Origin of the sequence: Microbacterium sp. NPDC028030, assembly GCF_040637855.1 — a bacterium.
Taxonomy (GTDB): domain Bacteria; phylum Actinomycetota; class Actinomycetes; order Actinomycetales; family Microbacteriaceae; genus Microbacterium.
In genome coordinates, this window is record NZ_JBEZXF010000001.1 from 1 (window position 1) to 26,615 (window position 26,615).

16 protein-coding genes are annotated in these 26,615 nt (G+C 70.4%); all 16 read right to left on the reverse strand.

Annotated elements, in window-relative coordinates; translation table 11 throughout:
* Nucleotides 1-108 precede the first annotated feature (108 nt).
* The 16 genes from AB0E56_RS00005 to AB0E56_RS00080 all read right to left on the reverse strand — a co-directional run bounded on the left by AB0E56_RS00005 (nt 109) and on the right by AB0E56_RS00080 (nt 26,599).
* Nucleotides 109-732 carry a hypothetical protein gene (locus tag AB0E56_RS00005; protein ID WP_359796067.1) on the reverse strand — a complete coding sequence of 208 codons (624 nt, stop codon included), beginning with the start codon at nt 730-732 and terminating at the stop codon, nt 109-111.
* Entirely contained in the window at nt 732-1,349 is a 618-nt protein-coding gene (locus tag AB0E56_RS00010) for a hypothetical protein (protein ID WP_359796068.1), read from the reverse strand. Before AB0E56_RS00010 ends, AB0E56_RS00005 begins: the two co-directional genes overlap by 1 nt.
* Before the next feature lie 40 nt (nt 1,350-1,389).
* Entirely contained in the window at nt 1,390-2,559 is a 1,170-nt protein-coding gene (locus tag AB0E56_RS00015) for a hypothetical protein (RefSeq protein WP_359796069.1), read from the reverse strand.
* A 20-nt stretch (nt 2,560-2,579) separates the two neighbouring features.
* Nucleotides 2,580-2,885, reverse strand: a complete 306-nt coding sequence (locus AB0E56_RS00020) for a hypothetical protein (RefSeq protein ID WP_359796070.1) — start codon at nt 2,883-2,885, stop codon at nt 2,580-2,582.
* A gap of 204 nt (nt 2,886-3,089) precedes the next feature.
* On the reverse strand, nt 3,090-4,148 hold the full coding sequence (locus AB0E56_RS00025) for a hypothetical protein (RefSeq protein WP_359796071.1): 1,059 nt from the start codon (nt 4,146-4,148) through the stop codon (nt 3,090-3,092).
* Nucleotides 4,149-4,191: 43 nt separating this feature from the next.
* Complete coding sequence (locus AB0E56_RS00030; protein ID WP_359796072.1) at nt 4,192-8,712, reverse strand: FtsK/SpoIIIE domain-containing protein; 4,521 nt, start codon at nt 8,710-8,712, stop codon at nt 4,192-4,194.
* A 43-nt stretch (nt 8,713-8,755) separates the two neighbouring features.
* Nucleotides 8,756-10,156 carry an RDD family protein gene (locus tag AB0E56_RS00035; RefSeq protein WP_359796073.1) on the reverse strand — a complete coding sequence of 467 codons (1,401 nt, stop codon included), beginning with the start codon at nt 10,154-10,156 and terminating at the stop codon, nt 8,756-8,758.
* On the reverse strand, nt 10,153-10,890 hold the full coding sequence (locus AB0E56_RS00040) for a hypothetical protein (RefSeq protein ID WP_359796074.1): 738 nt from the start codon (nt 10,888-10,890) through the stop codon (nt 10,153-10,155). Before AB0E56_RS00040 ends, AB0E56_RS00035 begins: the two co-directional genes overlap by 4 nt.
* Nucleotides 10,887-12,512: a serine/threonine-protein kinase gene (locus AB0E56_RS00045; protein ID WP_359796075.1), complete on the reverse strand. Its 1,626-nt coding sequence runs from the start codon at nt 12,510-12,512 to the stop codon at nt 10,887-10,889. The genes AB0E56_RS00040 and AB0E56_RS00045 overlap by 4 nt, the downstream gene beginning before the upstream one ends.
* On the reverse strand, nt 12,509-13,753 hold the full coding sequence (locus AB0E56_RS00050) for an FHA domain-containing protein (protein WP_359796076.1): 1,245 nt from the start codon (nt 13,751-13,753) through the stop codon (nt 12,509-12,511). The genes AB0E56_RS00045 and AB0E56_RS00050 overlap by 4 nt, the downstream gene beginning before the upstream one ends.
* Nucleotides 13,753-14,556 carry a protein phosphatase 2C domain-containing protein gene (locus tag AB0E56_RS00055; protein WP_359796077.1) on the reverse strand — a complete coding sequence of 268 codons (804 nt, stop codon included), beginning with the start codon at nt 14,554-14,556 and terminating at the stop codon, nt 13,753-13,755. Before AB0E56_RS00055 ends, AB0E56_RS00050 begins: the two co-directional genes overlap by 1 nt.
* Nucleotides 14,557-14,567: 11 nt before the next feature.
* Nucleotides 14,568-15,872: an RDD family protein gene (locus AB0E56_RS00060; RefSeq protein ID WP_359796078.1), complete on the reverse strand. Its 1,305-nt coding sequence runs from the start codon at nt 15,870-15,872 to the stop codon at nt 14,568-14,570.
* Complete coding sequence (locus AB0E56_RS00065; RefSeq protein WP_359796079.1) at nt 15,869-18,265, reverse strand: transglutaminaseTgpA domain-containing protein; 2,397 nt, start codon at nt 18,263-18,265, stop codon at nt 15,869-15,871. The genes AB0E56_RS00060 and AB0E56_RS00065 overlap by 4 nt, the downstream gene beginning before the upstream one ends.
* Nucleotides 18,262-19,524: a DUF58 domain-containing protein gene (locus tag AB0E56_RS00070; RefSeq protein ID WP_359796080.1), complete on the reverse strand. Its 1,263-nt coding sequence runs from the start codon at nt 19,522-19,524 to the stop codon at nt 18,262-18,264. The genes AB0E56_RS00065 and AB0E56_RS00070 overlap by 4 nt, the downstream gene beginning before the upstream one ends.
* Complete coding sequence (locus AB0E56_RS00075; protein ID WP_359796081.1) at nt 19,524-20,495, reverse strand: MoxR family ATPase; 972 nt, start codon at nt 20,493-20,495, stop codon at nt 19,524-19,526. Before AB0E56_RS00075 ends, AB0E56_RS00070 begins: the two co-directional genes overlap by 1 nt.
* Before the next feature lie 47 nt (nt 20,496-20,542).
* A complete protein-coding gene (locus AB0E56_RS00080; protein ID WP_359796082.1) occupies nt 20,543-26,599 on the reverse strand; it encodes an Ig-like domain-containing protein in 6,057 nt (2,018 codons plus the stop codon).
* Nucleotides 26,600-26,615: the final 16 nt, after the last annotated feature.

Sequence of the window (26,615 nt, forward strand, 5' to 3'; positions counted from 1 at the left end):
CGGAAATCGAACGGAACGGACCCCTCCGGCCCGAATACACCCACCCTACGAGACCCCACACACCACCGTCGATGGGCACAACTCCCCATCCACCCCACCCCGGTGGCGTCAGACGTTCAGCACCCAGTCGTCGCCGGGGCGGACCACCGCGGCGACGAGCTCGTCGAGACGTTCCTGGTCGACCCGCGGAGTGAAGCCGCTGAGCGTCGCCGACGCCAACGCCGCCTCGGCGAAGGGCTCCACGAACGCCATCCCGTACGGCACGACGGGCCCGAGCATCGCGCACACCGTCGCCCCTTCGCCGAAGAAGATCCAGCGGCGGGTCGCGAAGTCGAGACCGTTCTCACGCTGCGCGAGCGTGGACGAGAACCCGGTGCCCAGCGACTCCGTCTCGGTGAGCCGGGGGGTGACCGGCAGGATCGCGGTGTTCGACCAGAGGAAGTCGGCCTGCTCCTGACGGGAGAGCTCGTGCGTGATCACCGAGATCATCAGCGGGGCGACCACGCCGCCGTCGACACCGACGATGAGCAGCAGCCGCCGATCGTCGCCGACCCCGGCCATCACCGCACGAAGAGCGTCCTCGATCGGGGCGGCGGTCGAGGAATGCGCACCGGCGTCACGGGTGAAATCCGCTGCGGCCTGACGCGCCCATGCCGCCTGCTCCTGCGGTGAGAGTCGTTCAGCAGGCACCGGGATCACGCGGTCGGGCGCGTACGTGATCTCGAGCTCCATCAGCGCACCGTCCAGGTGAAGGTGCTGATGTGGGTGTCGAACAGCGCGGTCCAGAGCGTGAGGTTCGGATGATCGGCGGGGAGGTCGGCCTCGTGCGTCACGGTCGCCGTCCACTGCACCGCCTCGGTGAGCCTCGTCCCCGGGACCGGGATCAGATAGTTGATGAGCAGCGACGCGACATCCTCGCCGTCGACCGTCACCTCGCGGCGCTCGGTCCATCGCACGATGCGCTGACCTTCCCCGATCGCGACGCCGTCGTGATGCCGGATCGCGCTCTCCACGATCTGTTCGAGAGTCGCCTCGGGAGAGGACGAGCGCTTGAGCCCCACCAGCGTCGCCGCCCCGATGGCCCAGCTCGGCGCCGCCTCGCCGGCGAAGGCGTAGGCGAATCCCTGACGCGCGCGCAACCCCTCGAGCACCTCGTGCACCTTGCCGGCGAGCACCGGCCCGAAAGCGGAGTTCTTCGCGCCCTGCAGACGCGCCTCGGCCCGACGGATCAGGTCGCGCTCCGTCGTCTCGCTGAGGTCGAACGCCTCCCACCCCGGAGGGAGGAGCATCCGATAGGGCGGGATGATCGTGCCGGTCGTCCCCATCAGTTCCGCGCGCAGGCTGCTCATCGTCTCAGTCTTCCATGGGGGCGGCTCGCGCCACTGTCGGTCAGGAGAACGGGTTCTGATCAGGGTCGAACGTCCCCGACCACGCGCCGCCCGCACTGTCCTTGATGCCGCCGGCGATCGCGAAGTGCGAGGCGAAGACGTTGCCGACCATGTCGAGCGTCTGCACACCGGTCATCTGCGCGGCGAACGACGCGGTGCCGTTGCCCGTGAACAGACGCGCCGAGAACTCGGCGAATCCGGTGGTGAAACCACCGCGGATCTGGCTGAGCGTGCTCAGCGGTGCACGGCCGGCGAAGGCGTTGACGAATCGCATGCCGTCGGCGCCGAAGTCGGCACCCCGGATCATGGCGATCGGACCACGGGCGAACTTGATCGCCGGGCCGATCAGCGGGATGACCCCGATGACCCCGAACACGACGTCGATGACGGAGCCGTTGCCCCTCGCCAATCTCGCGACGGCCACGATCAGCGTGGCGATGGCGACGATCGCGGCGAGCGCGGCGATGATCGGACCACCGACGATGATCGCGAGCACGGCGAGCACGATGCCGGCCACCGCGAGGAAGTCCGACATGAACTGCAGGAACCCGTCGAGGTTGTCCCACGTGCTGTCCTCGATCTTGTCCGAGGTGTCTTCGCGGATGTTGTTCGCCGCGTTCGTGAAGGCCGTGTGCCACGAGTTCCATTCGCGGTCGTAATCGGCCGCGCGGGCATCCCAGTCGCCGCGCGCGCCGGTGGCGGCACCGGCGGCCGCGTCGGCGGCTTCGTCGCGGGCATCCTCCGCCGCCTGACGGGCCTGATCGTCGTCGGCGTCTGCGCCCGTCGGATAGTCGGGCACCTGCGACTGCGCCGTCACCGCGGCGTCCTTCTTCTGCTGGTACGTGGCCCACAGCTCGACGAGGTCGTCGAGGATCGGGTCGATCGCAGTCTTCGACGACTCGAGGTCGGACGCGTACTGCACGATGTGAGGGGCCACAGCGTCGTAGAGATCGGCGGCGCGACCCAGCTCGGCATGCATCTTCCCCGAGACCTCGGCGAGCTTGTCGACCGACTTGCCCTCCATGTCGGCTCCGTTGTCGACGAGACGCTGCAGCAGCGTGGCGGAGTTGCTCATCGCGTTCGCGAGTTCCTGCAGCGCGTTGCCCCGGTCACGGATCGACTCGACGTCACCGGTGAGCGCACCGATGGGGTGGCCGGCGGGCGAGGTCATCGGCATGTGCTCGTACACGATCAGCCTCCGTTGTTCTCGGACTTGGATGCGGCGTCACGGTCGAAGTCCTGGAAGCCCGTGATCACCGCGGCGACGTGCTCTTCGACCTTCTTGCAGTCGTCCATGAGCCGCTTGCGGCGGTCGTCCCAGCGACCCTCGAAGTCGGACGCCGCGTCGCGCAGGGCACGCTCGCCGTACGGGGAACCCACGGCGCTCTCGAGATCGTTGCTTCGCGAGCCGGCGTTCTCGAACTCCTCGATGATGTTCTGCAGCTCCGTGCGCAACGGCTCCAGATCGTCGTATCTCAGCTTGACACCGTCACCCATGTCAGCCCCCCTCGTGGAATGTTCAGATCGAGGGGACCCGCCGTGAAGCACGTCCCCTGAAAGCACGTCGGTTCAGCTGCCTGTCAGCGGCCGACCCTCGTCGGTGGCGCCGATGCGGTCGCCCCGACTACGAGAACTCTACGAAACGGACGCCCTCCGGTCGATGGGGACAACTCCCCATCCCCGGTGACGACGCCCGCACCCCTACCCCGTCGTGATCTTGGTGATCAGGGCGGCCGCGGCCAGGCCCACCAGAAGCGGGACCAGGCAGCCCATGGCCGCAGCGCGGCCGCCCTTCGGTGCGGCGAACAGCGCCTCCCGACGCGTGCGTCGAGCGGAATCCGCGTCGGGGAGTCCCGCAGGCTGCTCGGCCCGGCCGCGGGCCTCCAGCACGGAGACCAGGGCGGCGAGGTCGGAGACCCACTCCCAGTACGCGGGCTCCGCCATCGGGAGGTGCCGCCGCGAGAGCACGAACACGCGATCGCCCACGATCTCGATGTCGCTTCGCTCGGCGAGGGCCATCAGTGCAGCCTGCACCTCCGGCGACAGCAGGTGACGAACCGGTTCCTCCGTCGCCCTGGCCGTGAAGACCTCGAAGCGCGACGCGAAGTCGCCGTCGAACGCCACACGCTCCTGCGGCGGAGTCGGCTCCCATCCGGATGCCGCGACCCCCGGTGACTTCGTCACGAGGGTCAGCGCCGGGAGCGGGCTCTGCAGGTCGAACGCCGCGTAGTTGGCGACATGCGGCATGCGCGCCCGCGCGACCCAGGTGTCGAAGGAGTAGTTGGCCGCCTCGAAGGGGCGCGGGGCGGGCCCCGCCACGATGTCGCTCGCGACGCGCGAGGTGCCGACGCCGAAGAGGGCTGCGGGCCGCTGCGGATCGAGCTCGCCGGTGCGGTAGGTCAGCCCGTTCGCCGCCGCGAACCTCTCGAGGCGGTACTCCTCGACCTCGCGGTCGCGTGGACCACGAAGGTGCGAACGGATCCGCACCACGGCGAGCGGCGCCACCATGAGAGCGGCCAGGATGAACGTCGTCGCGTCGGCGCCGTCCGCACCGAACATGAACTGCACGGCCACGACGGCCAGAGCCGCGAGCACACCGGCTCCGACGACCAGCACGACCGACTGGAACACGACCCAACCGGAGCCGAGGACCACACCGAACCGGCGGCCCTCCCGGGCGACGCGCTCGCGGCTCTCCTGGCGGGCGAGCGCAGGCTCAACCGGCGCACGCAGGGCGGTGTCGTCGAAGGTGACCGTCATCGTCCGCCCCTCCTTCGCGTTCGGGGCGTATGCGCGCTCGCGCTCAGCGGACCGGCGTCCATGTGTCTCCTTCGATGAGTGGCAGCTGAACCGTGACCTGGCGCCCCGCTTGCACGAAGATGCCTCGGCCGTCCGGGAAGTCGGTGCGCTTGACCTTGGGGAACGGGACCTTGAAGATCGCGTCGCCGTCGAACGCATCCGGTTTGAGGATGATGCCCTTGCGACCGGCCTTGAAGTCGCCGATGAAGCCGAATCCGCTCGTCACCTGCGTGACGTCGGCGTCGCCCACCAGCAGGTGATCGCTGCGGTTGATGGCCTGGAAGAGAGCCTTCATCTCGCGCTCCGCCGGCCCATCGGCGAACTGGGGCACGTCCTCCACGACGATGAGCATCCGCACCGGGACGCTCTCGTCGACCGCGATCTCGGCGATCTCTTTCGCCAGCTCCTTCGCGTCCTCCGGCGTCACGGCGCTCCGCGTCCAGTCGACGTAGCCCTTGAGCTGCGCGCGGCGTCCGCCGAAGTGGAAGAGCTTGACCTCGGGGTCGAGGCGGCGCATCGACGCGATGATCCCCTTGAGCGCGGTCGTCTTGCCCGACAGGGGCGGCCCTGCCACCACGAACGTGCCGACGGGGTCGAACTCCCGGGGCGCGAGCGTGTCTTCCGCGACGCCGAGCACCGGGAACTCGCCGATGCGGTCGGGGAGGTCGCGCGCCGACAACCGCGTCGGCAGGGCGCCGATCTCGGCGACCTCCCGCGCACCGCCGGCGCGCAGCTGCTCCGCGAGCCGGTCGAGGAGCTTCGTCTGCTCGGCCACGTTGGGCGTGCCGCCCAGGGTCGCGATCTGCGTCTCCAGGCCGTCGACGATCGCGCGACCGGGGGCCGAACGCTCGTCGAGCACGTCTTTCGGAGCGTTCAGCATCGCGTAGCCCGACTCGTCGGCGAGACGCAGGACGACGCGGCGCGAGACGTTCGCGCTGACCGCGGTGGGCACCGAGCCCGAACGGTCGGCGCTGGCGACGACGTGCACGCCGAGCGGGCGTCCTTCGCCGAGGATGCGCATGAACGTCTGGTAGAACGGCATCCGCGCGGTGGTCGACTCCCATTCGCCACGGAACTGCGGGAACCCGTCGATCAGCAGCAGGATGCGCGACTCGGCCTTCCCCGTGATCTCCCGGTACTCGGTGAGGCTCGACGCGTTCGCCGCGCTGAAGCGCTTGCCGCGGTCGTCGAGCACGCGGGCGAGGGAGCGCAGGATGCGCTGCACGCGCTCCGCATCGTCGCCCGAGATGATCGACCCGACGTGCGGGAGGACCTCCAGGCTCTTGAGCGAACCGGAGCCGAAGTCCAGCCCGTAGACCTCGACGTTCGACCTGACCCCGTCGAAGCCCGCCGCGATCGCCAGGGTGCGCAGCACGGTGGACTTGCCCGAACCGCTCGTGCCGTACACGAGCAGCGAGCCGTCCTTGTCGGGGTGGAAGTACGCCGGCTCCTGCAGCTGGCGCTCGGGCACGTCCATCTTGCCGAGGAGGATGCGTCCGTCGCCGTGGATCGGGAGATCGCGGATGTCGACGGCGCGCTCCAGATCGTCGAGCCACGGCCGACGAGGCGCGGGGATGGCGGCCTGGGCGGCGGCCGAGACCAGCGTGGCGACGATGCGCTTCTGGTCGTTCGGACCGAGATCCTCGTCGTGCGAGTCCGACTCGGGTGCCTGCTCTGCTTCCCAGGTCTGGATCGATCCGAACCGCAGCTCCGCCACGCGCACCTCCGCGACCTGGGCCTCGTCGCTCGTCCATCCGCCGGCGTACGCCGACTGGAAGGGCACGAGTCGGCCGGGGCCGGTCTTCGCGATGCCGCGCCCGGGGAGGGAGGGCGGGAACGACGCCGCCACGGGGTCGTCGACGACGTCTTTCGAGTCCGACTCGTCGGCCATCCGCAGAGCCACCCTGAGGTTGGTGTTGGCACGCAGGTTGTCTTTGATGACACCGGCCGGGCGCTGCGTCGCCATGATGAGGTGGATGCCGAGGGATCGTCCTCGCTGCGCGATGTCGACGACGCCGTCGACGAACTCCGGGACCTCTCCGGCGAGCGCGGCGAACTCGTCGATCACGAGGACCAGAGCCGGCGGCGTCTCGGGGTCGCGGCGCTTCTCGAGCTCGAGCAGGTCCTTGGCCTTCTTCCGGTTGAAGAGGTGCTCGCGGTGGTGCAGTTCGGCGCGCAGGCTCGTCAGGGCTCGACGCACCAGGTGCGGGCTCAGGTCGGTGACCAGACCGACGGTGTGCGGCAGGTCGACGCAGTCCGCGAACGCGGAGCCGCCCTTGTAGTCGACGAACAGGAACGTCACGCGGTCAGGGCTGTGCGCGGCGGCCATGCCCAGCACCCACGCCTGCAGGAACTCGCTCTTGCCCGCGCCCGTGGTCCCGCCGACGAGGGCGTGAGGACCCTGGGTGCGCAGGTCGAGCGTCATGGCGTCGGTCTGCGACTGCCCGATGATGGCGCGCAGGTTCCCGGCCTTCTTGAGCCGCGACTGCGGGCTGCCGGAGCGGTCGATGATCGTGTTGTTCTGACGCCAGCGGTCGATCACCGCGTTCGGGTCCTCGGCGACCTCGGATCCGACCAGCGAGAGGAAGCCCACCGAGTTCGGGATGTCTGACGAGTCTTCGATGACCGTGCTGGAGTCCACGACCGGCGCCAGGCGCTTGGCGAGCATCGTCATGTACGCGTGCGACACGCCTTCGACCTGCACGTCGCGGTAGCCCACGCCGCTGCGGACGGTGCCGACGACGGCGTGGTCGAGACCGGCGCTCACATCGACGAACGTGCGGCAGGCCGCGGGCAGCGCGGCGACGACCGGGGCGACGAACAGCCCGTAGACGCCCACGTCGGCGCCGCGCTCGAGGATCTGCGTGAGCCGGGCACGGTCGACCGGCGCATCGTTCGTGACGATCACGAGGATCGCGGTCTGCCCGGGGAACGTCGCATCCTCGGCCGCACGCTTCACATCGGTGCCGAACAGCATCGGGTCCCAGTCGTCGCCGTACGGCGGGCGCTGCGACTTCGCCTCACGCGACCTCCTCAGCACGATCTCCTCGAGACCGCTCAGGAGTGCGGCGCCCGTCGACGCGGAGTCGGCGAGCGACACGTCCTTGAACGGGCTGCGCTCGCTGGAGGTGTGCGGGAGCCACTTGAGCCAGTCGAGCTCGTTCGCCCACCCCGGCTCGGTGAGCGCGACGGTGACGAGCTCGTTCGGCGAGTGCATCCCGAAGAGCTGCACCGCGATGCCGCGCAGGGCGTCGCTGGCGAGAGAGGTGGGACCGGCCACGCCGATCGACCCGACGCTCTGCAGGGATTCGAGGATCGGCACGTCCGCGATCATCTTGTAGCGCTCTTCGAGGCGGTCGACGCGCTCCACGTATTCGACGAGCGCCTCCGGCGTCTCGGTGCGCTTGATCCTCGTGCGCGACTCGTCCTCGCACACGCCGAGCCGCAACGCGAGGAAGTTCCAGTGCTCCGGCCGTCGTGTCCACAACAGGGGGCCGAGCCGCATCGCCTCGTCGAACACCACGGCGACGGCCGGCACCTCGTTGTGGCGCACCTCACGCTCCTGCGGATGCGCGTGATAGAGCTTCTCCTCCAGGCGCTCGAACTGCTCCTCGAACGACTCCTCCTCTTTGCGCAGACGCTGACCGAGATTGGTCTTCTGCGAGATGAAGTTGCCGAACATCATCAGCGGCGACATGAAGATGATGAGCAGCGACCGCGGGTTGCCGCTCATCGCGAAGATCGCGAGTCCGAGCAGGATCGGCGCCACGAGCATCGGCCAGGGGAAGAGGCGCTGGACCTGATCCCGCGGATACCGCGGCTCGTCGAGCTCCTGCCCGCTGAAGCGCTCCTCGACGCGCGGACTGCGGTTGAACATCAGCGCACCGCCGCGCTCGAGCACGGGGTCGCCAGTGGCCGAGCCGTCGAAGTCGCTCACCATGTGCACGACGAACTCGCAGTCGCCGAGCGCGAAGCTCTGTCCGGGGATCACGCGAAGGCGCTGCACGAGGCCGCCGTCGACGAGGATGCCGTTCGCGGAGTTCAGGTCGACCAGTTCGACGAAGGTCGCGGCGACCTCGATCCGCGCGTGGCGCTTGGAGACCAGCGGATCGGCGATCGTGATGTCGTTCGCCGCATCGCGCCCGATCAGGAAATGGCCGACCGGCAGCGGGAACTCCTGGCCCGTCGCGGGGCCCGACACCACGCGGAGGACCGCGGCCGGACGTGCGCCCACGGTGCCCGTCGACGCCCTGTTCGGCCCGACGTTGATCACCTCGGCCAGGAAGCCGGACCCGATCGGGGCGTCCCCGACGAGCAGGTCGGGGTTGAGCATGGTGAGCTGCTCGCTGGTCGGCGGGGCCACGGAGAGCGTGAGCACGTCGTCCGGACCCGCGGCGATGCTGCGGGTCGGATCGGTCGTGGCGATCTGCCGCGCGACATCGGCGACGGTCGCGGTCGAGTCCGCCGTCACGACGACGTCGGTCAGAGGGGCTGCGGGTCGACGCAGGGTCAGCTTGACTCTCATCGCTCGTCCTCACCGCGCCGGAGGCGCATCACACTGATCGGGGTCATACCCATTCCACCTGCAGGGACCGGTCGCCGAAGCGCACCGTGTCGCCGATCTGCAACTGCGCGGGGTGCCCGGCGGGCAGCGCCGTCTCGGATCCGCCGCGCACGATCGCGCTGCCGTTCGTCGATGCGCGATCGACCACGAGCACTCCGCGCCGCGTCGGCATCACCGCGATGTGCGTCTTCGACACCGAGCGGGTGTCGTCGACGACCGGCACGAGGTGCGCGACGCCTTCGCCGGCGGCGGCACTCGGCGATCGCCCGAGCAGCGTGGTCCCGCGCACCTCGATGCGCTCGCCCGTGTCGAGGACGAGGATCGCCCGTACGCCCGCCGGGGCGGGCAGGGGTGCGTCGCTCTGCGGCTCGGCCGGCGCGGGAGCGGGAGCGGGAGGAGCCGGAGACGACGCCGGAACCGCGGGGGCCGGAGTCGCGGGAGCGGGGGTCGGAGCAGGCGCCTGTACGGGAGCCGGGGCCGCGGGAGCCTGAGCGGGTGCCGCTGGAGCCGGAGCGGGCGCCGGGGACGGGGCCGCGGCAGCCGGCGGTGCGAACGACGCGGGAGCCGGGGCTCCTGTGGCCAGCGACGGAGGCACAGAAGAGACCATCGAGCCGGATGCCGCGGCCTTCGGCTGCTCGGACGTGGGTCCTGACGTGGCGCGGTGCGCGCCGATCACACCACCGGAGAACCGTGCGCTGGGGATGTACTCCGCCGGAGCGTCGCGGTGCACGGGTGTGGCCAAGGACGGCAGCGGCGCCTTCTCCTCGTGCTCCGGCGTCTTCACACGCTTGCGCGCGATGCGCATGCGCTTCGAGTCGTAGGGGTTGAGTCCGCCGCGCACGTCGACGAACCAGGTCGCAGCCGCGAGGTCGAGCCATCCGCGTCCGCGCCGCTCGACGTCGAAGAGGGGCGAGAGCATGATCACCAGCACCGGACCGATGACCGGAACGATGAGCGAGGCGTAGGCGACGAGGTACCGCACCACGGCACCACGCCAGAATCCTGGACGTTCCAGGGTACGGACGTTGACGGACCGGATGCCGCAGACCGCCTTGCCGAGCGTGACCCCCTTGCGCCCGTGCAGCACGAGCTGCACGACGACGTACGCGATCATCAGGCCCTGCGAGGCCGCGACCGCGACGATGATCCACACGAGGTCGCCCCGTGCGAAGAACTCCGCGGGGTCGAACCGCCCCGACGCCACCTGTCCGACCACCGGGGTCAGCGCGATGATCGCCGGCAGCGCGATGACCACGGCCACCGTCCACTCCAGCAGCGCCGCGAGAACGCGCGCACCCCGGCCCGCCGGTCGCAGCCCCAGTGCCGCCGCGTAGGCGGGATCAGGGCGTCCTTGCGCGTCGAGGCCTTCGATCTCAGGAGCGCCGTCGTCGATCTCCCAGATCACTCCTGCTCTCCCTCGACATCGTCGGCGGAGTGCGGGGTGTCCAGCAGCGGCAGGTCGTTCTTGCCGACCAGGCGCGAGGCGATGACGTGCTCGACCAGGCGCGCACGGCGGTTCGTCGCGAAGCTGCGCTGACCGCCGCGCATACCCGGCACGCCGATCCGGTCGAACTTGTCGCACACGTTGTCGAGCTTGCGGTTGAAGCGGGTGACCGTCCACCCCAGCCGCTCCGCCGCCTTCGCCGAGGTCGGGATCTCGCTCATGCCGGTGCCGTCCCTGCGCAGCTGCGGTTCGGCGAGCGCGAGGATGAGCAGCTTCTGGCTGAGCGTGAGGGGCACGTCGCCGATCGTGGATGCGCCCCCGTCGTCGTGCTCGCGTCTCGTGGCCCGGAACGTGGGCTCGGCCGCGTGCAGCGTGAGCTCGTAGGTCGTCGGCCCCGCGCTGAACACGATCGTGGTCTTCTCGAACACCAGGGGCAGCCGAGCCCCCGGAGCGAGCCAGGCCTGCACACCGCCGGCCGAGTCGGTCACGGTCGCGGTGAGACGGGTGCCCACGTTCGACAGCCACCACAGGCCGTCGGCGTCGGTGATCTCGAGGAAGTGCCGGTGCAGGAACAGGTTGTCGTCGAGCTCGAGGTCACCCTCCCGCCCGACGATGAACCGGCCGCCACGACGCACGGGGAAGTACTCCCCGGCGAACTCGACGGTCACCCCACCCGCACCACCGCCATCGCTCACTCCACGCACCCCCGTACGGTCTCGGACGCCCGACCGTCGTCGCGGCGCAGCATCACGTCGATGCAGACGGTCCCGGCTCCTGCCGTGACCGTCGCGGTCGTCTCCGGCGTCTGCTGCGGATCGATCTCGCCCGATACCTTGACCTCTGTCCAGATGAAGGAGTCACCCTCGAGCGGACTCGGATTCGTCCATGTGAAGACCACGCGATCACCCTGCCGGGTACCGGAGAGCTCGGTCACCTTCGGCACGACGTCCGTGCCGACATCCTTCGGATCGACCGCCTGAGCCGTCTCCTGCGGTTCGGGCTCGACCCCGGCCACCAGGAGGTTCATCCCGATGATCCCGCCGACCACCAGCACGACCGCGGCCGCGGCCAGCGTGATCCACAGGCCCCTGCGGCTGCGCGGCTCGCGCGGGGGCTCAGGGACTGCGGCGGGTCCGGCGGGCGCGAGCGGTGGCGCTGCCGCATCGGGTGCGACGACCATCGGCGCGCGGGCGATCGTCCGATCGTCGGCGCTCGGCGGGAGGACCGGCGCCGGCGCGGGTGACGGCGCGCGCAACTGCGTCTGCTCGACGGTCGACTCCTCCGCCACCGGCGCATCGAAGCGCGGCACTCCCGAGAGCGGTGTGGGCGCCTCCTTGCGCTGCGTCGTCGCGGACGGACGAGTGAAGGATGCCACGTCGGGGTCGATGCTGACGATCTCGCGCACCCTGGTCAGGCCGTCGCCGTCGTCCTCCAGGTCTTCTGCGGGCGGATGATCGTCGACGATATCGATCGGCGTCACGGAGTGCGAGAGCTCGATCTGCACCTTCTGCAGAGCGCGCGCGAAGGCCACCGCGCTCGGGAAGCGGTCGTCCGGGTTCTTCGCCATCGACCGCTCGAGCAGGCGCTGCAGGCTCTCGGGGGAATCCGGCCGCTTCAGCGACGGCAGCGCGGCGCGCTCGATGCGTTCGATGAGATCGGCGCTCGAGTTCCGCTCGCCCTGCCGCTCGAACGGAGAGCGACCGGCCAGCAGCGTGTAGAGCGTGGCTCCGAGCGCCCACACGTCGGTGCGAGGACCACTCTGCGGCGGCTCGGCGAACGACTCGGGCGGGGACCACGGGATCGACATCCCGGAGGCCTCCCCCGTCGCCCCCGTCGTCGAGGCGATACCGAAGTCGGTGAGCGCCGGCCGGTTGTACTCCGTGACGAGGATGTTCGCGGGCTTGATATCGCGGTGCAGCACGCCAGCGCGGTGGGCAGTCTCGACCGCACCGGCGACCTGGATGCCGACGCGCAGGGCCTCGGCCACCGAGAAGGGCTCCTTGCGGGAGCGGATCTGCAGGTTCGGGCGCGGGCAGTACTCCATGACGAGGTACGGGCGGCCATCGCCCGCGACGCCCGCCTGGTAGATCGTGACGATCGCCGGGTGCGTCGACAGCATCGCCATGACGTTGGCCTCGTCGGCGAACTCCTGGGCCGCACTGCTGGAGATGCGGTCGGCGAGGAGCACCTTCACCGCGACCCTCCGGCGGGGCATCTCCTGCTCGTACAGGAAGACGTCGGCGAAGCCACCGGTCCCCAGCGGCTCCACATAGGTGAAGCCGGGCAGGTCGGGCGGCGGTGAGGGGCGACGACTCACGGCAGGTCCTCGAACGCGACGGTCACGCCGTCGCCGAGGTCCACCACGTCACCGGAGAGGACGAGCGTCTGCTCGCCGGGGTGCAGCCGGACCGGGTCGGCGCCGGGGCGGAGCAGGGTGGACCCGTTCGTCGTGTGCAGGTCGATGACCACGACGGTGTCGCCCTCGGGCCTGACCTCGAGGTGACTGCGAGAGATGTCCTGCTGCGGGCTCTCGACCGCGATCAGATGCGGGAGGTTCGCCCCGCTCGCGCGTGTCGATCGTGGGCGGCGTCCGATGATCACCGTACGGTCGAGCGCAGCGACCTGACCGGTGGAGAGGCGGATGCGTCCCCCCGACGCCGCAGTCGGCGGAGGAGTCACGTCGAGCACGGCGGTGGCCACGTCGTCGGCGGACGGGGGCTGCTGTCGCAGCGCACGGAGTTCGGCCGCCGAGACGGTCGCCCCGTCGTGGTCGCCCTCCGTCGCGAGAGGGACCTGCGGGAGGGGCGGAGCGGCTGGGGCGGCGGCACCGGCGGAATGCACGGTCGCGCCCCACAGCTGATCGAAGTCGTCATCGACGGGAGGAGCGAGCGTCACCTCGGTCGGCGGCAGGAATGCGTCTTCGATCACCGGCACCGGGCCGGGCTCCGGCTCTGGCTCTGGCTCGGGCTCTGGCTCGGGCTGCGGCTCCGGCTGCGGCTCCGGCTGCGGCTGTGGCTCCGGCTCGGGCTGTCCCTCGGCGGCAGCGGGCACGGACGCGGCGTCCGCCGCCCCCACGACAGGCGCCGGGCTCAGGACGGCGATGAGCGGTTCCGCGTCGCTCGGCTCGAGCTCGGCACTGACCGCAGCCGCCCGCACGATGCCGCTCTGCACCGGGAGCGCGTCGGCGGCGGTGACCGTCTCGACCACGATCTCGATCTTCGTCGCCTCGCTCAGGAAGCGCTCGTTCCAGGTCGTGACCTCGGCGCCCGAGAGCTCGAGCGTCTCCGCGGCGCACGTCACGTGCGCGGTGACCTGCCCGCGCAGGGCGATCCGCACGTCCGCACCTTCGGCCACGGCGGCGACGAACGACGGCAGCGAGGTGAACGAGCCGCCGGCGTGCGTGGTGAGCACGTCGACGACCGTCGCGAGGGTCTTGTCCGCCGGCATCCGCTCCCACAGGCGTGCCACGACCTCACCCGAGACATCCGGCGGCAGCGCGACGAGCGCGCCGGGGATGACGATCAGGTACCAGTCACCCGGTCGGTAGTTGGTCTGCATCAGCGAACCCCTCCTGCTGCGGCTTCCCGTGGACGCGTGTCCAGGTCGATGTCGGTGTCGTCGGTCGCCAGCAGAGTGCCCGGACGGGAGGCCACCGAGACGGCATCGACGACGATCACGGTGATGTTGTCCCTGCCCCCCGCTGCCACGGCGTCCGACGTCAGGGCGTCGACCACGAGCTGCGGGTCGGGCTCGGTCGCCAGCACCTCGCGGATGCGGGCATCGGGTACCTCCGACGTGAGGCCGTCCGAGCACACGAGGATCCGGTCGCCGAGTTCGGCGGGGAACATCCAGTAGTCGGCGTCTCCGGTGCTGCTCGCCCCGATCGCTCGGGTGATGATGTTGCGGCGGCGATCGGAGACGGCCTCCTCGGGGGTGAGCTCGCCCGACTCGATCAACTCCTGGACGACCGAGTGATCGACGCTGATCTGCTCCAGCTCGCCGTCGGCGAAGCGATACGTGCGGGAGTCGCCGATGTTGACCGTGAGCCAGTAGCCCATTCCGTCGACCGAGGCGATGACGACGCCGCTGAGCGTCGTGCCGGCGCGGCCGTTCCCCGAGGTGGACAGCTCCTCGACGCTCGCCCTGGCGAGGGTCAGCGCATGGCGGACGTCGTCGAGCTCGAGCGCAGGGCGACCGATGTACCGTGCGAACTCGGCGATGACCGCGGCGCTCGCGCGCTCTCCGGCCTCGTGCCCGCCCATCCCGTCGGCGACGAGGAACACCGGCGCCGAGGCGAGATGGGCGTCTTCGTTCAGCGCGCGCCGGAGACCCGGATGCGTCGCCGACGCGGTGGTCACCACCAGCCCGGCCCTCACGCGTAGCCGCCGATCGTCACGATGCGGTCGCCGATCTCGATCGCGTCGCCGAGACGGATCGGCACGCGTTGCCCGGCGGGGCAGGCGATACGCTGCCCGTCGCGCACGATGGTCATGCCGTTCGTGGAGTGGCGATCCCGCACCCAGCCGCCGGAGGTCTCGGCCGCGGCCTCGAAGTGCGTCTTGGAGAGCGAGAGCGTCTCGTCGCGCACGGGCACGAGCGTCGCTCCCTCCTCGGGCGCGGGGTTGCGGCCGAAGATCGTGCGCCGAGACACCGAGACGCGCGTCCCGTCGTCCCAGGTGAACACCAGCCGGTGTCCTGGAACGCTGATCCGCGTGTCCTCCAGATCGTCCTCGGCCTCGACGGAAACGAAGGCGACGGGTGCCGCTGCGGGCGCCGGAGCTGCGGCAGGGGCAGGGGGTGCCGCCGGTGCGAGAGGTGCGGCCGGTGCGGGAGCGGGCGCGGCGGGCACAGGCGCGGACGTCGCCGGCGGAGTCACGACGGCAGGCTCCGGCCGCTGCTGCACGGTCGCATCGAGTTCGGGCTCCACGGCCGGAGCGGGGTGCGGGGGTGCGTCCTGGGTGACCCCCGGGACGAAGGCGATCAGCGAACCGGCGTCGGCCACCGGGGCTGCGGGGGCCGCAGGGCGCGGCGGGACGTACGCCGGCACCGCGGCGGAGGGAGCAGCGGGAGCCGCGGAGGTCATCGGAAGACCGGGGATCGCCGGGGCCGGGGATCCGGTCGGAGAAGGGTGACCGGCGCCGGAGGCGAGGGGCGCGGCGGGGATCGACGTCGTGGGGGCGGGCGGGATCGCCGCCGCAGCGACGGACGCCTGCGTGGCGGACGCCGACACCCGTGCATCGAGCATCAGCGAACCGGCGACCTTGTCGTGCCACCCCTGGAAACGGCCGGAGCCGTCGAAGAGCGGGCTGAAGTAGCCGACCACCACAGCGGCGGTGAGGCCGAAGATGATGTTCCGCAGCAGGGTCCGCCCGAATCCCAGCGGCTTCCCCTCCGCCGCCGAGACGAGTCGCAGACCCTGCGCCCGCATCCCGATCGAGCCGCCGCCTGCCTGCATGATCGTGTAGACGACGAACCAGCCGAGGAGCACGAGGCTCACCACCGGCCCGCCGATCAGGAGGATCCCGAGCATCTTCTCGGCGCTGCCGGAGAGCGAGGCGGCGACCAGCAGTCCGCCGCCGAGCACGATCGCGAGGCCCCCGGCGATCAAGGCATCGATGAGGTACGCGACCGCGCGACGGGAGATCGGCGCGATCTGATCGAGCGCGGGCTGCGTCATGGGGTCTCACTCTCGGAGGACGGGGGCGTCGTGCTGCTCTTGATGGTGCCAGGTTCGCGCCGAACGCGCGCGGTCGCGGCATCCTTCAGGTTCTGCAGACCGTTCGAGATCGCGGTTCCCCCGACCAGCGAACGAAGGCTCAGCCTTGCCTTGACGCGCTTCCAGAAGCCGGCCTCCTTGCCGAGGCCGCCCACGATCTCGTCGACCTCGTGCCAGAACGACTCCACGTCCTGCGGGGTCGGTTCGGCCGGCCCGAACACCTCGGCGTCGGCACGGTCGGCGAGCGCCGTGACCTGCGGCACCGTCAGCGCGGAGGCCACGACAGCCGCCTCCTCCGTGCGCGTGCCGCCGGGCGCGAGGCGGGCGCCGTAGTCGATCGCACGGTCGGTCAACTCGTCCCAGCCGCCGCTGATGCGGTCGGAGGCGCGCGCAGCCGCACGGCGCGAACGCCGCTTCGCCGCCTTCCATGCGCCGATCACGATGAACGGCGAGGCGAGCACCGCGATCACGGCGAGCGTGATGCCGCCGATCAGGAGGATCGCCCCGATGATGCCGGCGAGATTCAGGCTCTCGTCCTCGGACTCGCGGTCGTCGGGGAGCGTGGGCGGCAGGTCGACGGGCTCCTGCGGCGGGGGCGGCGGCTGCAGGACCTGCGGCTTCGGGTCGACGCGCGGCTTCGTGTTCTGGTCGTTGGGCACCTGGTCCTCCGGCGGGGTCGGATTGAAGGTCACCCATCCGACGCCCTCGAAGTTGACCTCGACCCACGCGTGCACGTTGTCGCCCGTGGCGGCGAACACCGCCTCACCCGCCTGCTCCTCGTCGGGGTAATAGCCCATGACGACCCGCGCGGGGATGTCGAGCTGCCCAGCCAGCAGGGCCATGGCCACGGCGTACTGCTCGTCGTCGCCGATCATCTGCTCGGCGCCGACGAGTGTCGAGATGCGCTCGGCGGTGTGTCCCGCGCGCGACAGCACCTCGCCCTCAAGGCCGTGACTGAAGAAGCCGCCCTCCGCGAGGAGGTTCTCCAACGCCCTGACCTGCTCGATCGGGGTCTCGGCGTCGGACACGGTCTCGGCAGCGAGCGAGGTGAGCTCTTCCGGCACGTTGCTCGGCTTCGGCATCGTGACCTTGCCGAACGGCACCTCGGCGAGCTGTTCGTCATCGGGCACGGCGGGCATCACGGCATCGACCACGTACTCGTCGCCGGCACCCAGCTTCGGCGTGGCGACAGCCGTGCCCGTCACGGTGTTCACGAACGTCCCGCGGCGCAGGTCTTCGGCGCGATCGCCCTCGAAGCGGATCTCCGACAGCTCTCCCGCCGTCGGCATCCACACGCCGCGATACCCGTCGATCGCGAACTTCAGCGTCACGGGAACACCTTCGGCCTCCGGCGCCATGTTCGAGCGCAGCGGGGCGAACGCGCTCGACGACGTGGGACCGCCGTCGGTGACGTTGTAGACCATGCCGTCGAACTGGTCCATCACGGCCGTCCGGATGCGCGCGTCCTTGGGCAGGCCCTGCACCGTGAAGAGCGTCTTGTCGGCTTCGTCGCGCACGTTCTTGCGGAACGCCTGCAGAGGGCTCGGATAGTCGCGGATGTCGAACGGCGGGATGATCACGTCGCGGAACACGTGCCGCGGTTGCGCCGGGGTCGCGAACGCACTGGCGGCGACGCCCGTGCCTGCCGCGACGGCGAGCACCGCGACGCCCGCGAGCAGACGACGGGTGCGCATGTGGGCCGCACGCGAGGGGTCGACCTCGCTGACCGACACGGCCATGTTCTGCGGCGCCCAGAGCTGCCGCAGCGCGAGCCACGTCATGCTCACCACGGCGAACACGAGGCCCTGGACGAGCGGGAAAGCGGGTTCGGGGGTGCCGAGCGCGATGACGAGCATGAGCAGCACGCCGGCGGGGAGGAGCGCCCACGCGACCTGCGGCAGGCGCAGCGCGAGCGACGCGGTGAGCACGGATGCCACGAGCGCCAGCAGGAACGGGACGAGGAGGTGCCCGTCCGCCGCCGCCACCGGGGCGACCGTGGTGAGCATCTGCTTCCAGGCTGTCACGGTGCCGACCGCGAGCTTCTGCAGGGTCTCCAGCGTCGGGACCACCCCGAGGATCGTCGTGTGCGGCAGGGCGAGCGCCCCGCCGAACACGAAGTACGCGGCGACCGTGAGCCCGGCGATGATCAGGATGCCCCATCGACGCCATGCGGCGACGGCCGCGATTCCGAGTCCCAGCAGGAGGCCGCCGATCACGGCCGGGAGGAACGACCCGCCGGCGAACGTCGGCCAGAAGCCGACGAGCGCGGTGAGGACGAGGAGGGCGGACGCTCCCAGATCGAGGATCCAGCGGCGGAGCGGCAGAACGCCGGATGCGGTGGCGGACCCGGTCATGCGAGCACCTTCTGCAGAGCGAGGGGGATCTGTTCGAGAGCGCCGACCGTGACGACATCGGCGTCGCCGATCCGCCGGAGCGCCGGGGCTTTCGCCGTCGTGTCGGCGACGACGGCGAGGACCTTCGCGCCGAAGGGAAGCCGGGAGCAGGCCAGACGGAGATCGTCCGAGGGCACGCGGGATCCGCAGACGAGCACGACGACGCTCGCGAGCGGCATCGTGGCCGAGACGATTCCGGCGAGGTCGGCGATGCCGCCCTCCCTCGCCTTGCTGTTCTCCACGGCCGAGAGCGAGTCGAGGAGCTGCTTGCCCGTGCCGGCCGGCAGCTCGCGCCCCTGCACGCGCACGTCGACGCGCTGGGAGTCGCGGAGCGCGCGGAGACCGATCGACCCGGCGGCCGAGATCCCGAGCTCGAAGTCGTCGGCGGTGGCGTAGTCGGCGACCGAGCGCGAGAGGCCGATCACGAAGTGCGACCGGCGGGTCTCCTCGTATTGCCGGACCATCATCGTGCCCGTGCGCGCCGTCGAACGCCAGTGCACGTGGCGCAGGTCGTCACCGGGCTGGTACTCGAGCAGGGCGTGGAAGGACACGTCGTCGCGAGACAGATCCGCCGCCGGCAGCCCTTCCAGATCGCGCAGGTACCCGAGCGACTGTCCGTCGAACAGCACGGTGCGCGGGTGCACGAACAGGTCGACCGGATCGTCACGCCGGTGCGCCCGTTCGAAGAGCCCGAGCGGATCTCCGCGCACCACGCTCACCGGTCCCACCTTGACCACACCGCGCTTCTGCGTGGGAATGGCGAAGAGCTCCTCCGCCTCCTCCCCCGGTGCGAGCCGCTGGATCCCGAACTCTCCTCGGCCCGAGCCGACCGGGAGCACCACACGCGACGGCAGGATCGCCCTGCTGCCACGGTTGGCGAGGGTGAGCGCACCGACCGCGCGCTCACCGACGACCACCCGGGTGCGGGCGAGGTCGAGCGAGACGTCGTACGCGGTGCGCCCGATCAGGAACAGCGCGCACACCGCGACCGCGACCGCGATCACGACGGCCGCGACCGTGAACTCCGACCATCCGGCGAGCTGCCCGAGCACCCAGAACCCGATCGCGAGGGCCATCAGCACCCACGCGAGCGGGCGGATCGCCGCGGTGATCTTGCGGAGGCGCACCAGGGCACGCGCACCGAGGACGGCCGCGACGTCACGCCAGCCGGCGTCGCGTTCCGTCTGCGGCGGCGACGCCGGAAGGGCCTCCGCGGTCATCAGGCCGCCGCTCGGGCCTGCGGAGCGGCGACGCCGTCGAGCACGCGGGCGATCACCGTGTCACTCGTGGTGCCGGCGAACTCCGCCTCGGCGTCGAGCAGCAGACGGTGCTGCCACACCGGACGGGCGAGGGCCTTGATGTCGTCGGGGAGTACGAAATGGCGCCCCTGAGCCGCAGCCCACACCTTGGCGATGCGGATCATCGCGATCGCCCCACGCACCGAGACGCCGAGTCGGATCGCCGAGTCCTCACGGGTCGCCTCGGCGAGTTCGGCGACGTAGCGGAGCACGGCGGGCTCAACGTGGACCGACGCGGCGAGGTCGGCCATATCGGCGACGGCGCTCGTCGTGATGATCGCCGAGAGACCCGCAGACGGGTTGCGGTCGGACGCACCGGCCAGGATGCTCTCAGTCACCGCGAGGTCGGGGTAGCCGATCGAGGTCTTGATCAGGAAGCGGTCGAGCTGGGCCTCGGGGAGCTTGTACGTACCCGCCTGCTCGATGGGGTTCTGCGTCGCGATCACGAGGAACGGACGCCCGGCCTCGTGCGTGACGCCGTCGACGGTCACGCGAGACTCCTCCATGACCTCCAGCAGTGCCGACTGGGTCTTGGGCGATGCGCGGTTGATCTCGTCGGCCAGCACGATCGACGCGAAGATCGGGCCCTTGTGGAACTCGAACCGGTGCGACTGCTGGTCGTAGATCGTCACACCCGTGACGTCGGACGGGAGCAGGTCGGGGGTGAACTGGATGCGCGCGCTGGTGCCCTGGACGGTCGCCGCGAGCGCCTTGGCGAGGCTCGTCTTCCCCGTGCCCGGTGCATCCTCCAGGAGCACGTGGCCCTCGGCGAGCATCGAGGCCAGCACGAGGCCGACGACCTCCTGCTTGCCCTGCACGGCCTTGTCGACGTTGTCGACCAGTCGCTGGAAGGTGCCCTGGAACCAGGCCGCCTGCTCGGGGGTCATTGTCATGAGTGTGTCGTTCCTTCGTGTGGGAGTTCAGGGGCAGCCGGAGACGGTCACGGCCAGGAGGTGGCCTCGGACCAGCCGACGCCCTGGATGTCGGCCTGCAGCGTGCGGTTCATGCCACCGTGCCAGCAGGAGAGCCGGATGGTGCCGTTCGCCGGCACGTTGTACGTGTTGTAGTTCGAGGTCTGTCCCGACGCGGAGCGGTACGGCGTGCCGTTCTCGAGGCAGCGGATCCGGTACTGCCCTGCCGGCACGTTGGCCGTGTTCAGGTTCAGGTAGTAGCACGTGTCGGGACTGCAGTTCCCGGAGTCGGTCCCCTGCGAGGCCCACCAGCGTGGCTGCGGCTTCGCCTGGGCGGTCGCACCGGCAGACGGGCTCACATCCGACCAGACACCCGTGGAGTCCTTCGCCCTGGCGCGGATTGTGTGGTGCTCGCTGTAGGTGCCGACGTTCACCGACCCGGTCGCGGCGACACCCTGCCAGCCGCCGCCGTCGATGCTGATCTGCACCTCGGTGATGTTGCGCCCGTTCGCGGAGCCGTTGGCATTCCAGTTCAGCCGCACCTGGCTCTCGAGCGACTCCGCGCTCACCGCCGGCGGGCTCGGGACGCCGTACGGGTTGCCTGTCGCCGAGTTGGAGACGGCGCCGGGGTACGTCGATCCGCTGACGTTCGCGACCGCGCGCACCTCGACCCGGTAGTCCTTGCCATTGGTGAGGCCGCCGATGATCCTGTTGCCCGGCACCGTGTTCCACTCGCCGCCGTTGAGGCGGTACTGGTTGGTGATCTCCCCGGCGGTCGCGCCGCCGCGGGAGCCCTCGTTGAACGAGATCGTGAGCGCGCGGTCGCCTTCCTTCGTGACCTTGAGGCTCGTCGGCGCACCGGGCGGCACCACGCCGCGTCGCGGGGCGGACTCGGCGCTCAGATCGCCCCATCCGGCCTTGTTGTTCGCCTGGATCCGGTACGTGTACGCGGTCTCCGACGGGTCGACGACCACAGTCTGGCTCAGCGCCTCCGGGCCAGGGGTGAGGGTGTCGATCACCTGGCCGCCGCGCAGCACCTCGAGGCGGTAGCCGCGGATCGCGTCGCCGTTCTTGTCCGGTGGGTTCCAACTCACCTGCATCTGCGCGCGGCCGCCGACCGGGGACAGCTCCGCCGTGGTGGGTGCCGCGGGCGGGAGCGGCGGACCCGCCGGGATCTCGGACGCCGACCAGCCGCTCCAGCTCGACGGATCGGGCGCCCTGTTGTGCGCCTGCACCCTGACCTGGTAGTCCGATCCGTTCTCGAGCCCCTCCCACGTGGTGGAGTTGCCCGTGACCTCCTTCTGCGTGATGCCGGAGGGGGGTGCGGGCGAGATCTCGAGCGTGTACCGCTCGACCGGCGAACCAGGGGTCGACGGGGTCACCCAGGCCACCTTGAGCGACTTGTCGCCGAAGGCCAGGGTCGGCGGGTTCGGCGTGTCGGGACGTGCGTCGGGGCGCGCGGGCGCCGACAGGCCGGACGGCTCGGACTCGCCGACACGGTTGGTCGCCGTCGCCTGGAACGTGTACTCGACGTTGTTGGTGAGGCCGTCGAGCGTGCAGGTCGTGGACTGGCACTCCTTGGAGTACGGGCTGCCGCCGACCGATCTCACGGTGTACTTCGTGATCTCCGCACCGTTGTTCGACGGCGCCGAGAACGACACGACCACCGTGCGGTCCTGCACGCTGGCGATCGTCGGAACCCCCGGCGCATCCGGGACGTCCTGCACGGTCACGACGATCTGGCCGTTGACCTCGCGGTCGGCGTCTTCGGTCGCATCCTGGATGCGGTAGCGGACCACGAGCGTTCCCACGAAGGACTTGGCCGGCGTCACGGTGACCTGATCGTCGGTGAACTCGACGTCGCCCACACCCGACTCGGTCACGGCCGAGACGATCTTCAACGGCGTCTCGGGGAACGGGTTGTAGTCGTTCGCGAGTGCGGGCACCGTGATGGTCTTGCCCGCATCGGCCTCGGCGATCGTGTCGGTGTTCGCCGCGGGCATCGATCGGGTCGACGCCGTGACCATGACCGCGACCGTGCCCTCGACCGGTTCGGTGGTGCCGTCGGAGATGCGCAGCTTCAGCGTGACCGCGGTGCCCTTCTTGGCGTTCGACGCCGCCTCGACGACGAGCTTGTCGCCGCCGTCGATGCGCGCGGAGACGCCCTTCTCCTCCCCGCCGACGAGCGCGTAGTCGTGCTTGCCCTTGTCTTCGGGGTCGGGGTCGTCGGTCAGCGCCGCGAGGTCGAGCGATGTCGCCGGCTCGCCCGGGGCGACGTTGACCTGGCCCTGGATGAACTTCGGCTGCTGGTTCTCCGGCGGGAGCACGTTGATCGGGATGCTCAGCGTCGCCTTGCGCCCCTCGGGGTCGTCGGGCCCATCGCCGTCGGTGACCTCGAACGTGAGCGCGTCGGGCCCGAAGTACCCCGGCGCCGAGGTGTAGACCAGCGTCCTCTCGTCGACCAGCAGGTCGGCGCCGTCGGCGTGGTTCGCGCTGATCCGCTCCTTCTCGGTGATCACGACATCGCCGCCGCCCGCCACCGTGACGTACTTCGAGAGCGGGAGCGTCTCGGTCTCGCCGCTGACCACCTCGAGCGGCTTCGTCGACGTGAGCGTCGGACGCAGATCGGCCCTCGACGGCACGAAGATGAACGCCGAGGCCTTCAGGTCGTCGCGGTCGGTGAGGGTGTAGCGGATCAGCTGGAGCTCGTCGGTGACGGTGACACGCACCTTGCCGTTCTCGAGCCGGGTGCCGCCCTCGCCGACGTCGACCGTGAGCCGCTCGGTCGTGCCGTCGGGATCCTCGTCGTTCGCGAGGATGTCGAGGTCGGCGGTCAGACCGCCGTCCTTGAGGTCGGTAGGCAGCAGCCTGTCGTCGCGGGCGACCGGCGCCTGCAGCGGGACGTCTTCGTCGACGGTGATCTGCAGGGTCGCGGTGGCCGTCGCCCCGCGCGCATCCGACACCGTGTACTGCAGTGAGGTCTCGGTGGGCCCGTTCGGCGCCTGCACGATCACCCGGTCGCCCGAGACGCGCGCCTCCAGCCCGTCGGGCCGCTCGAGACCGTCCTTGACGAGGGAGACCTTGTCGCCCTCGGGGTCGGAGTCGTTCTCGAGCACGGGTACCGCGATCTCCCTGCCCGGTCGCACGACGACGGCGTCCTTGACCGCGTACGGCGGCTGGTTGACCTCTTCGGCGGGCGCGATGCCCACCCGCACCGTGGCGATGCCCTCCTTGCCGAGACGGTCGCGCACCCGGTACTTGAACACGTCGACGCCGGATGCGCCGTCTGCCGCCTCGTAGGTGAAGTAGTTCGGACCGTTCGTGACGCGCCCCTTCGAGGGGCTCGACTCGATGCCGACCAGCTCGACGGAGTCGCCGTCGGTGTCGATGCCGTCGAGCGGGACGGCGATGTTCACCTCGGTGCCGGCCAGGGCGCGGGCGACGAGATCCTGCGGACGCGGTGCCGCGTTGGTCTCCTCGTCGATCGGCATGATCTGGATCGTGACGTAGCCCGCCGCCTTCTGCTGGCGGGAGTCCGACACCTCATAGGTGAGGTAGACCGTCTTCGCCTCGGGTCCCGCCTTGAAGCGCACCGTGTCCTGCGACACGAACGCCTCGCCGTCCTCGGGATCCACGAACGGTTCGATGAGCTCGGGCTCGACGTGCATCACGTCGTCGCTCGGGTGGGTGTCGTTGTCGAGGACCGGGATGGTCACGACGTCTCCGACGCGCACCGTCGCGGTGTCGGGGTTCGCGACGGGCTGCCGGAGCTCGTCCGGCGCGGGGATCGGGATCACCACGACCTCGCCCTCCGCCGACTTGGAGCCGTTCGAGATGCGGTACTTGACGCGCACCTGCTCTTCGAGCGCACCCTGATCGGTGATGCGGAGGGTCTCGTGGTTGAGCACAGAGACCGAGATGCCGCTGTTCGGCTCGAGCGACACGGACTGGACGACGAGGATGCCGCCGGCAGGATCGGTGTCGTTGTTGAGCACGCCGAGGAGCACGTCGCCGCCCGTGGGCAGCAGCGCGACGTCGCGCACGGCGACCGGCGGCAGATCCGTCTCCGACTCCGGCATCACGTCGACGCGCACGAGTCCCTCGCCGTTCTTCGGGCCCGTCGTGACCTGGTACTGCACGTAGTAGACGCCGGGAGCCTCCGCCATGAAGGAGAAGGTCTTGTTGGCGGTGTTCGGGACGATCGTCGCACCCAGGGTGTCGAGGACCCTGCTCAGACGCAGCGGCTCGCGCGAGGTGCTGGTGTCGTTCGCGGTCGGCGCGATCGTGACCTGCTCGCCGACCTTGGTGATCACGTGGTCGGCGTTGGTCTTCGGGTTCGTCGACCCCTGCGGGCGGACGTCGAGCGAGATGGTCGAGGTGCCGAGCTTGCCGAAAGCGTCGGCGACGGTCACCTGCACGTCCTTGCGCCCCTGCAGGCTGGCGGTCGCCTTGTAGGTGATCTGGCCGTCCTTGCTGAAGTCGACCTCGTCTCCCGGCGCCGCGATGACCTCCTTGAGGTAGATGTCGTCGCCGTCCGGATCGATCCAGTCCGGGAGGATGTTGTACGAGATCGTGCCGCCGGTCTCGACCGCGAGGGATGTCTTCCGCTTCGGCCCGGGGGCGGCGTTGTCGCTCCAGTCGTGCACCTCGAGCGTGACGACCGCGGTGTCCTTGCCCTTGCGGCCGTCGTCGACCTCGTAGGTGAAGCTCGCGGTGCCCGAGGCCTTCTCGTCGACCGCGATCTGCAGGGAGCCGCCGTTGTTGATCGGCTGCACGGTGCCGATGGAGGGCTGCGCCTCGGCCAGCGCCGCCACGAGCACGTCGCCGTCGGGGTCGTTGTCGTTGTCGAGCACGGGCAGCAGCGTCGTGGCGCCAGGCCGCACGCCGTAGGAGTCGTCCTCGGCGATCGGTGGCGTGTTCTCCTCGCTGCGCTCCGGGAGCGTGGTCTCGACCGTCTCCTCGGTCGAGTCCTCCTGGTTCTCCGTCTCGCCCTCGGGCGGCGTGAGGTCGTTCCAGTTGTCGACGCGCTGCAGGCTCTCGTTCGCCATCCACGCGGCGCCGCCGACGGCGTCGTTCAGGATGATCACGTCGCGGTTCACGCGGAAGGTCAGGCTCGCGGACTCCTCGGCGCCCTCGATCGGCGCGTTCACGTCGTTCGAGTCACCGGGGCATTCGCGGATGAACGTCGCGGAACCGGCCCAGGCGCCGTAGGTGCACCCGCGCAGCCACACGGGTGCCGCCGCGGTGCCTGAACCGCCGGCGGAGGTCTCCTCGGGCTCGCTGCCGTCGAGGGGGACGCGCACGAGCGCGGAGGGCGTGGCGATGGCGACGGCGTCGGTCTCGGCGGAGGCCTGCTGCAACACCGCGTCCTTCGCGCCTGCGACCTCGGTGCGGAAGCCACCCGGCGTGGTGACGACTCCTGCGGCCTCGTCGAGCACGACCGGTGTGCGACCGACGGCGGTGATCGTGGGACGTTCGGACAGGTCGAGCTCGCCGACCGACGCCGCAGACGAATCGCCCGGCACGCCTTCGTTGTCGACGGGGACCGTCACGACCTCGCCCTTCTCCGCCGACAGGGCGAAGACGGTGCCGTCGTCGGCCACCGTGACGTCGGAGTTCTCGCCCAGCTCGGCGATGGGTTCCGTCGCCTCGATCTCGAAGGACGCGATCCCCTTCACGGGGACGACCCACAAATCGCCGGACTTCTCATCGAGGATCGCGGCCGTCTCGGCCCCCAGGGCGACCTTGGCCGATGAGGGGATGACGGTGGAGTCGCCGAGCGAGACGCGGGCGGGATCGACCGCCGTCACCGTCGAGGCGCTCTCGTCCACGACCAGCACGTTGGACGCGGCCTGGAGGATGTCGTAGTTCTCGCTCGTGGTGCGCAGACCGCCGTCGAGGATGGTCGACTCGTTGTTGAAGTGGCCCACGAGCAGGCTCGAGGACTTCGTGATCCAGACGCCGCCGTCGTTCAGGTCGACCTTGGTGGTCGGGAACCCCTCATAGGTGAACGCCATCGTGGTGATCGCGATGACACCGACGGTGACGCCGGCGGCCGACGCCAAGGTCTTGGGTCGCGCGCGCATCCATGACAACGCCTTC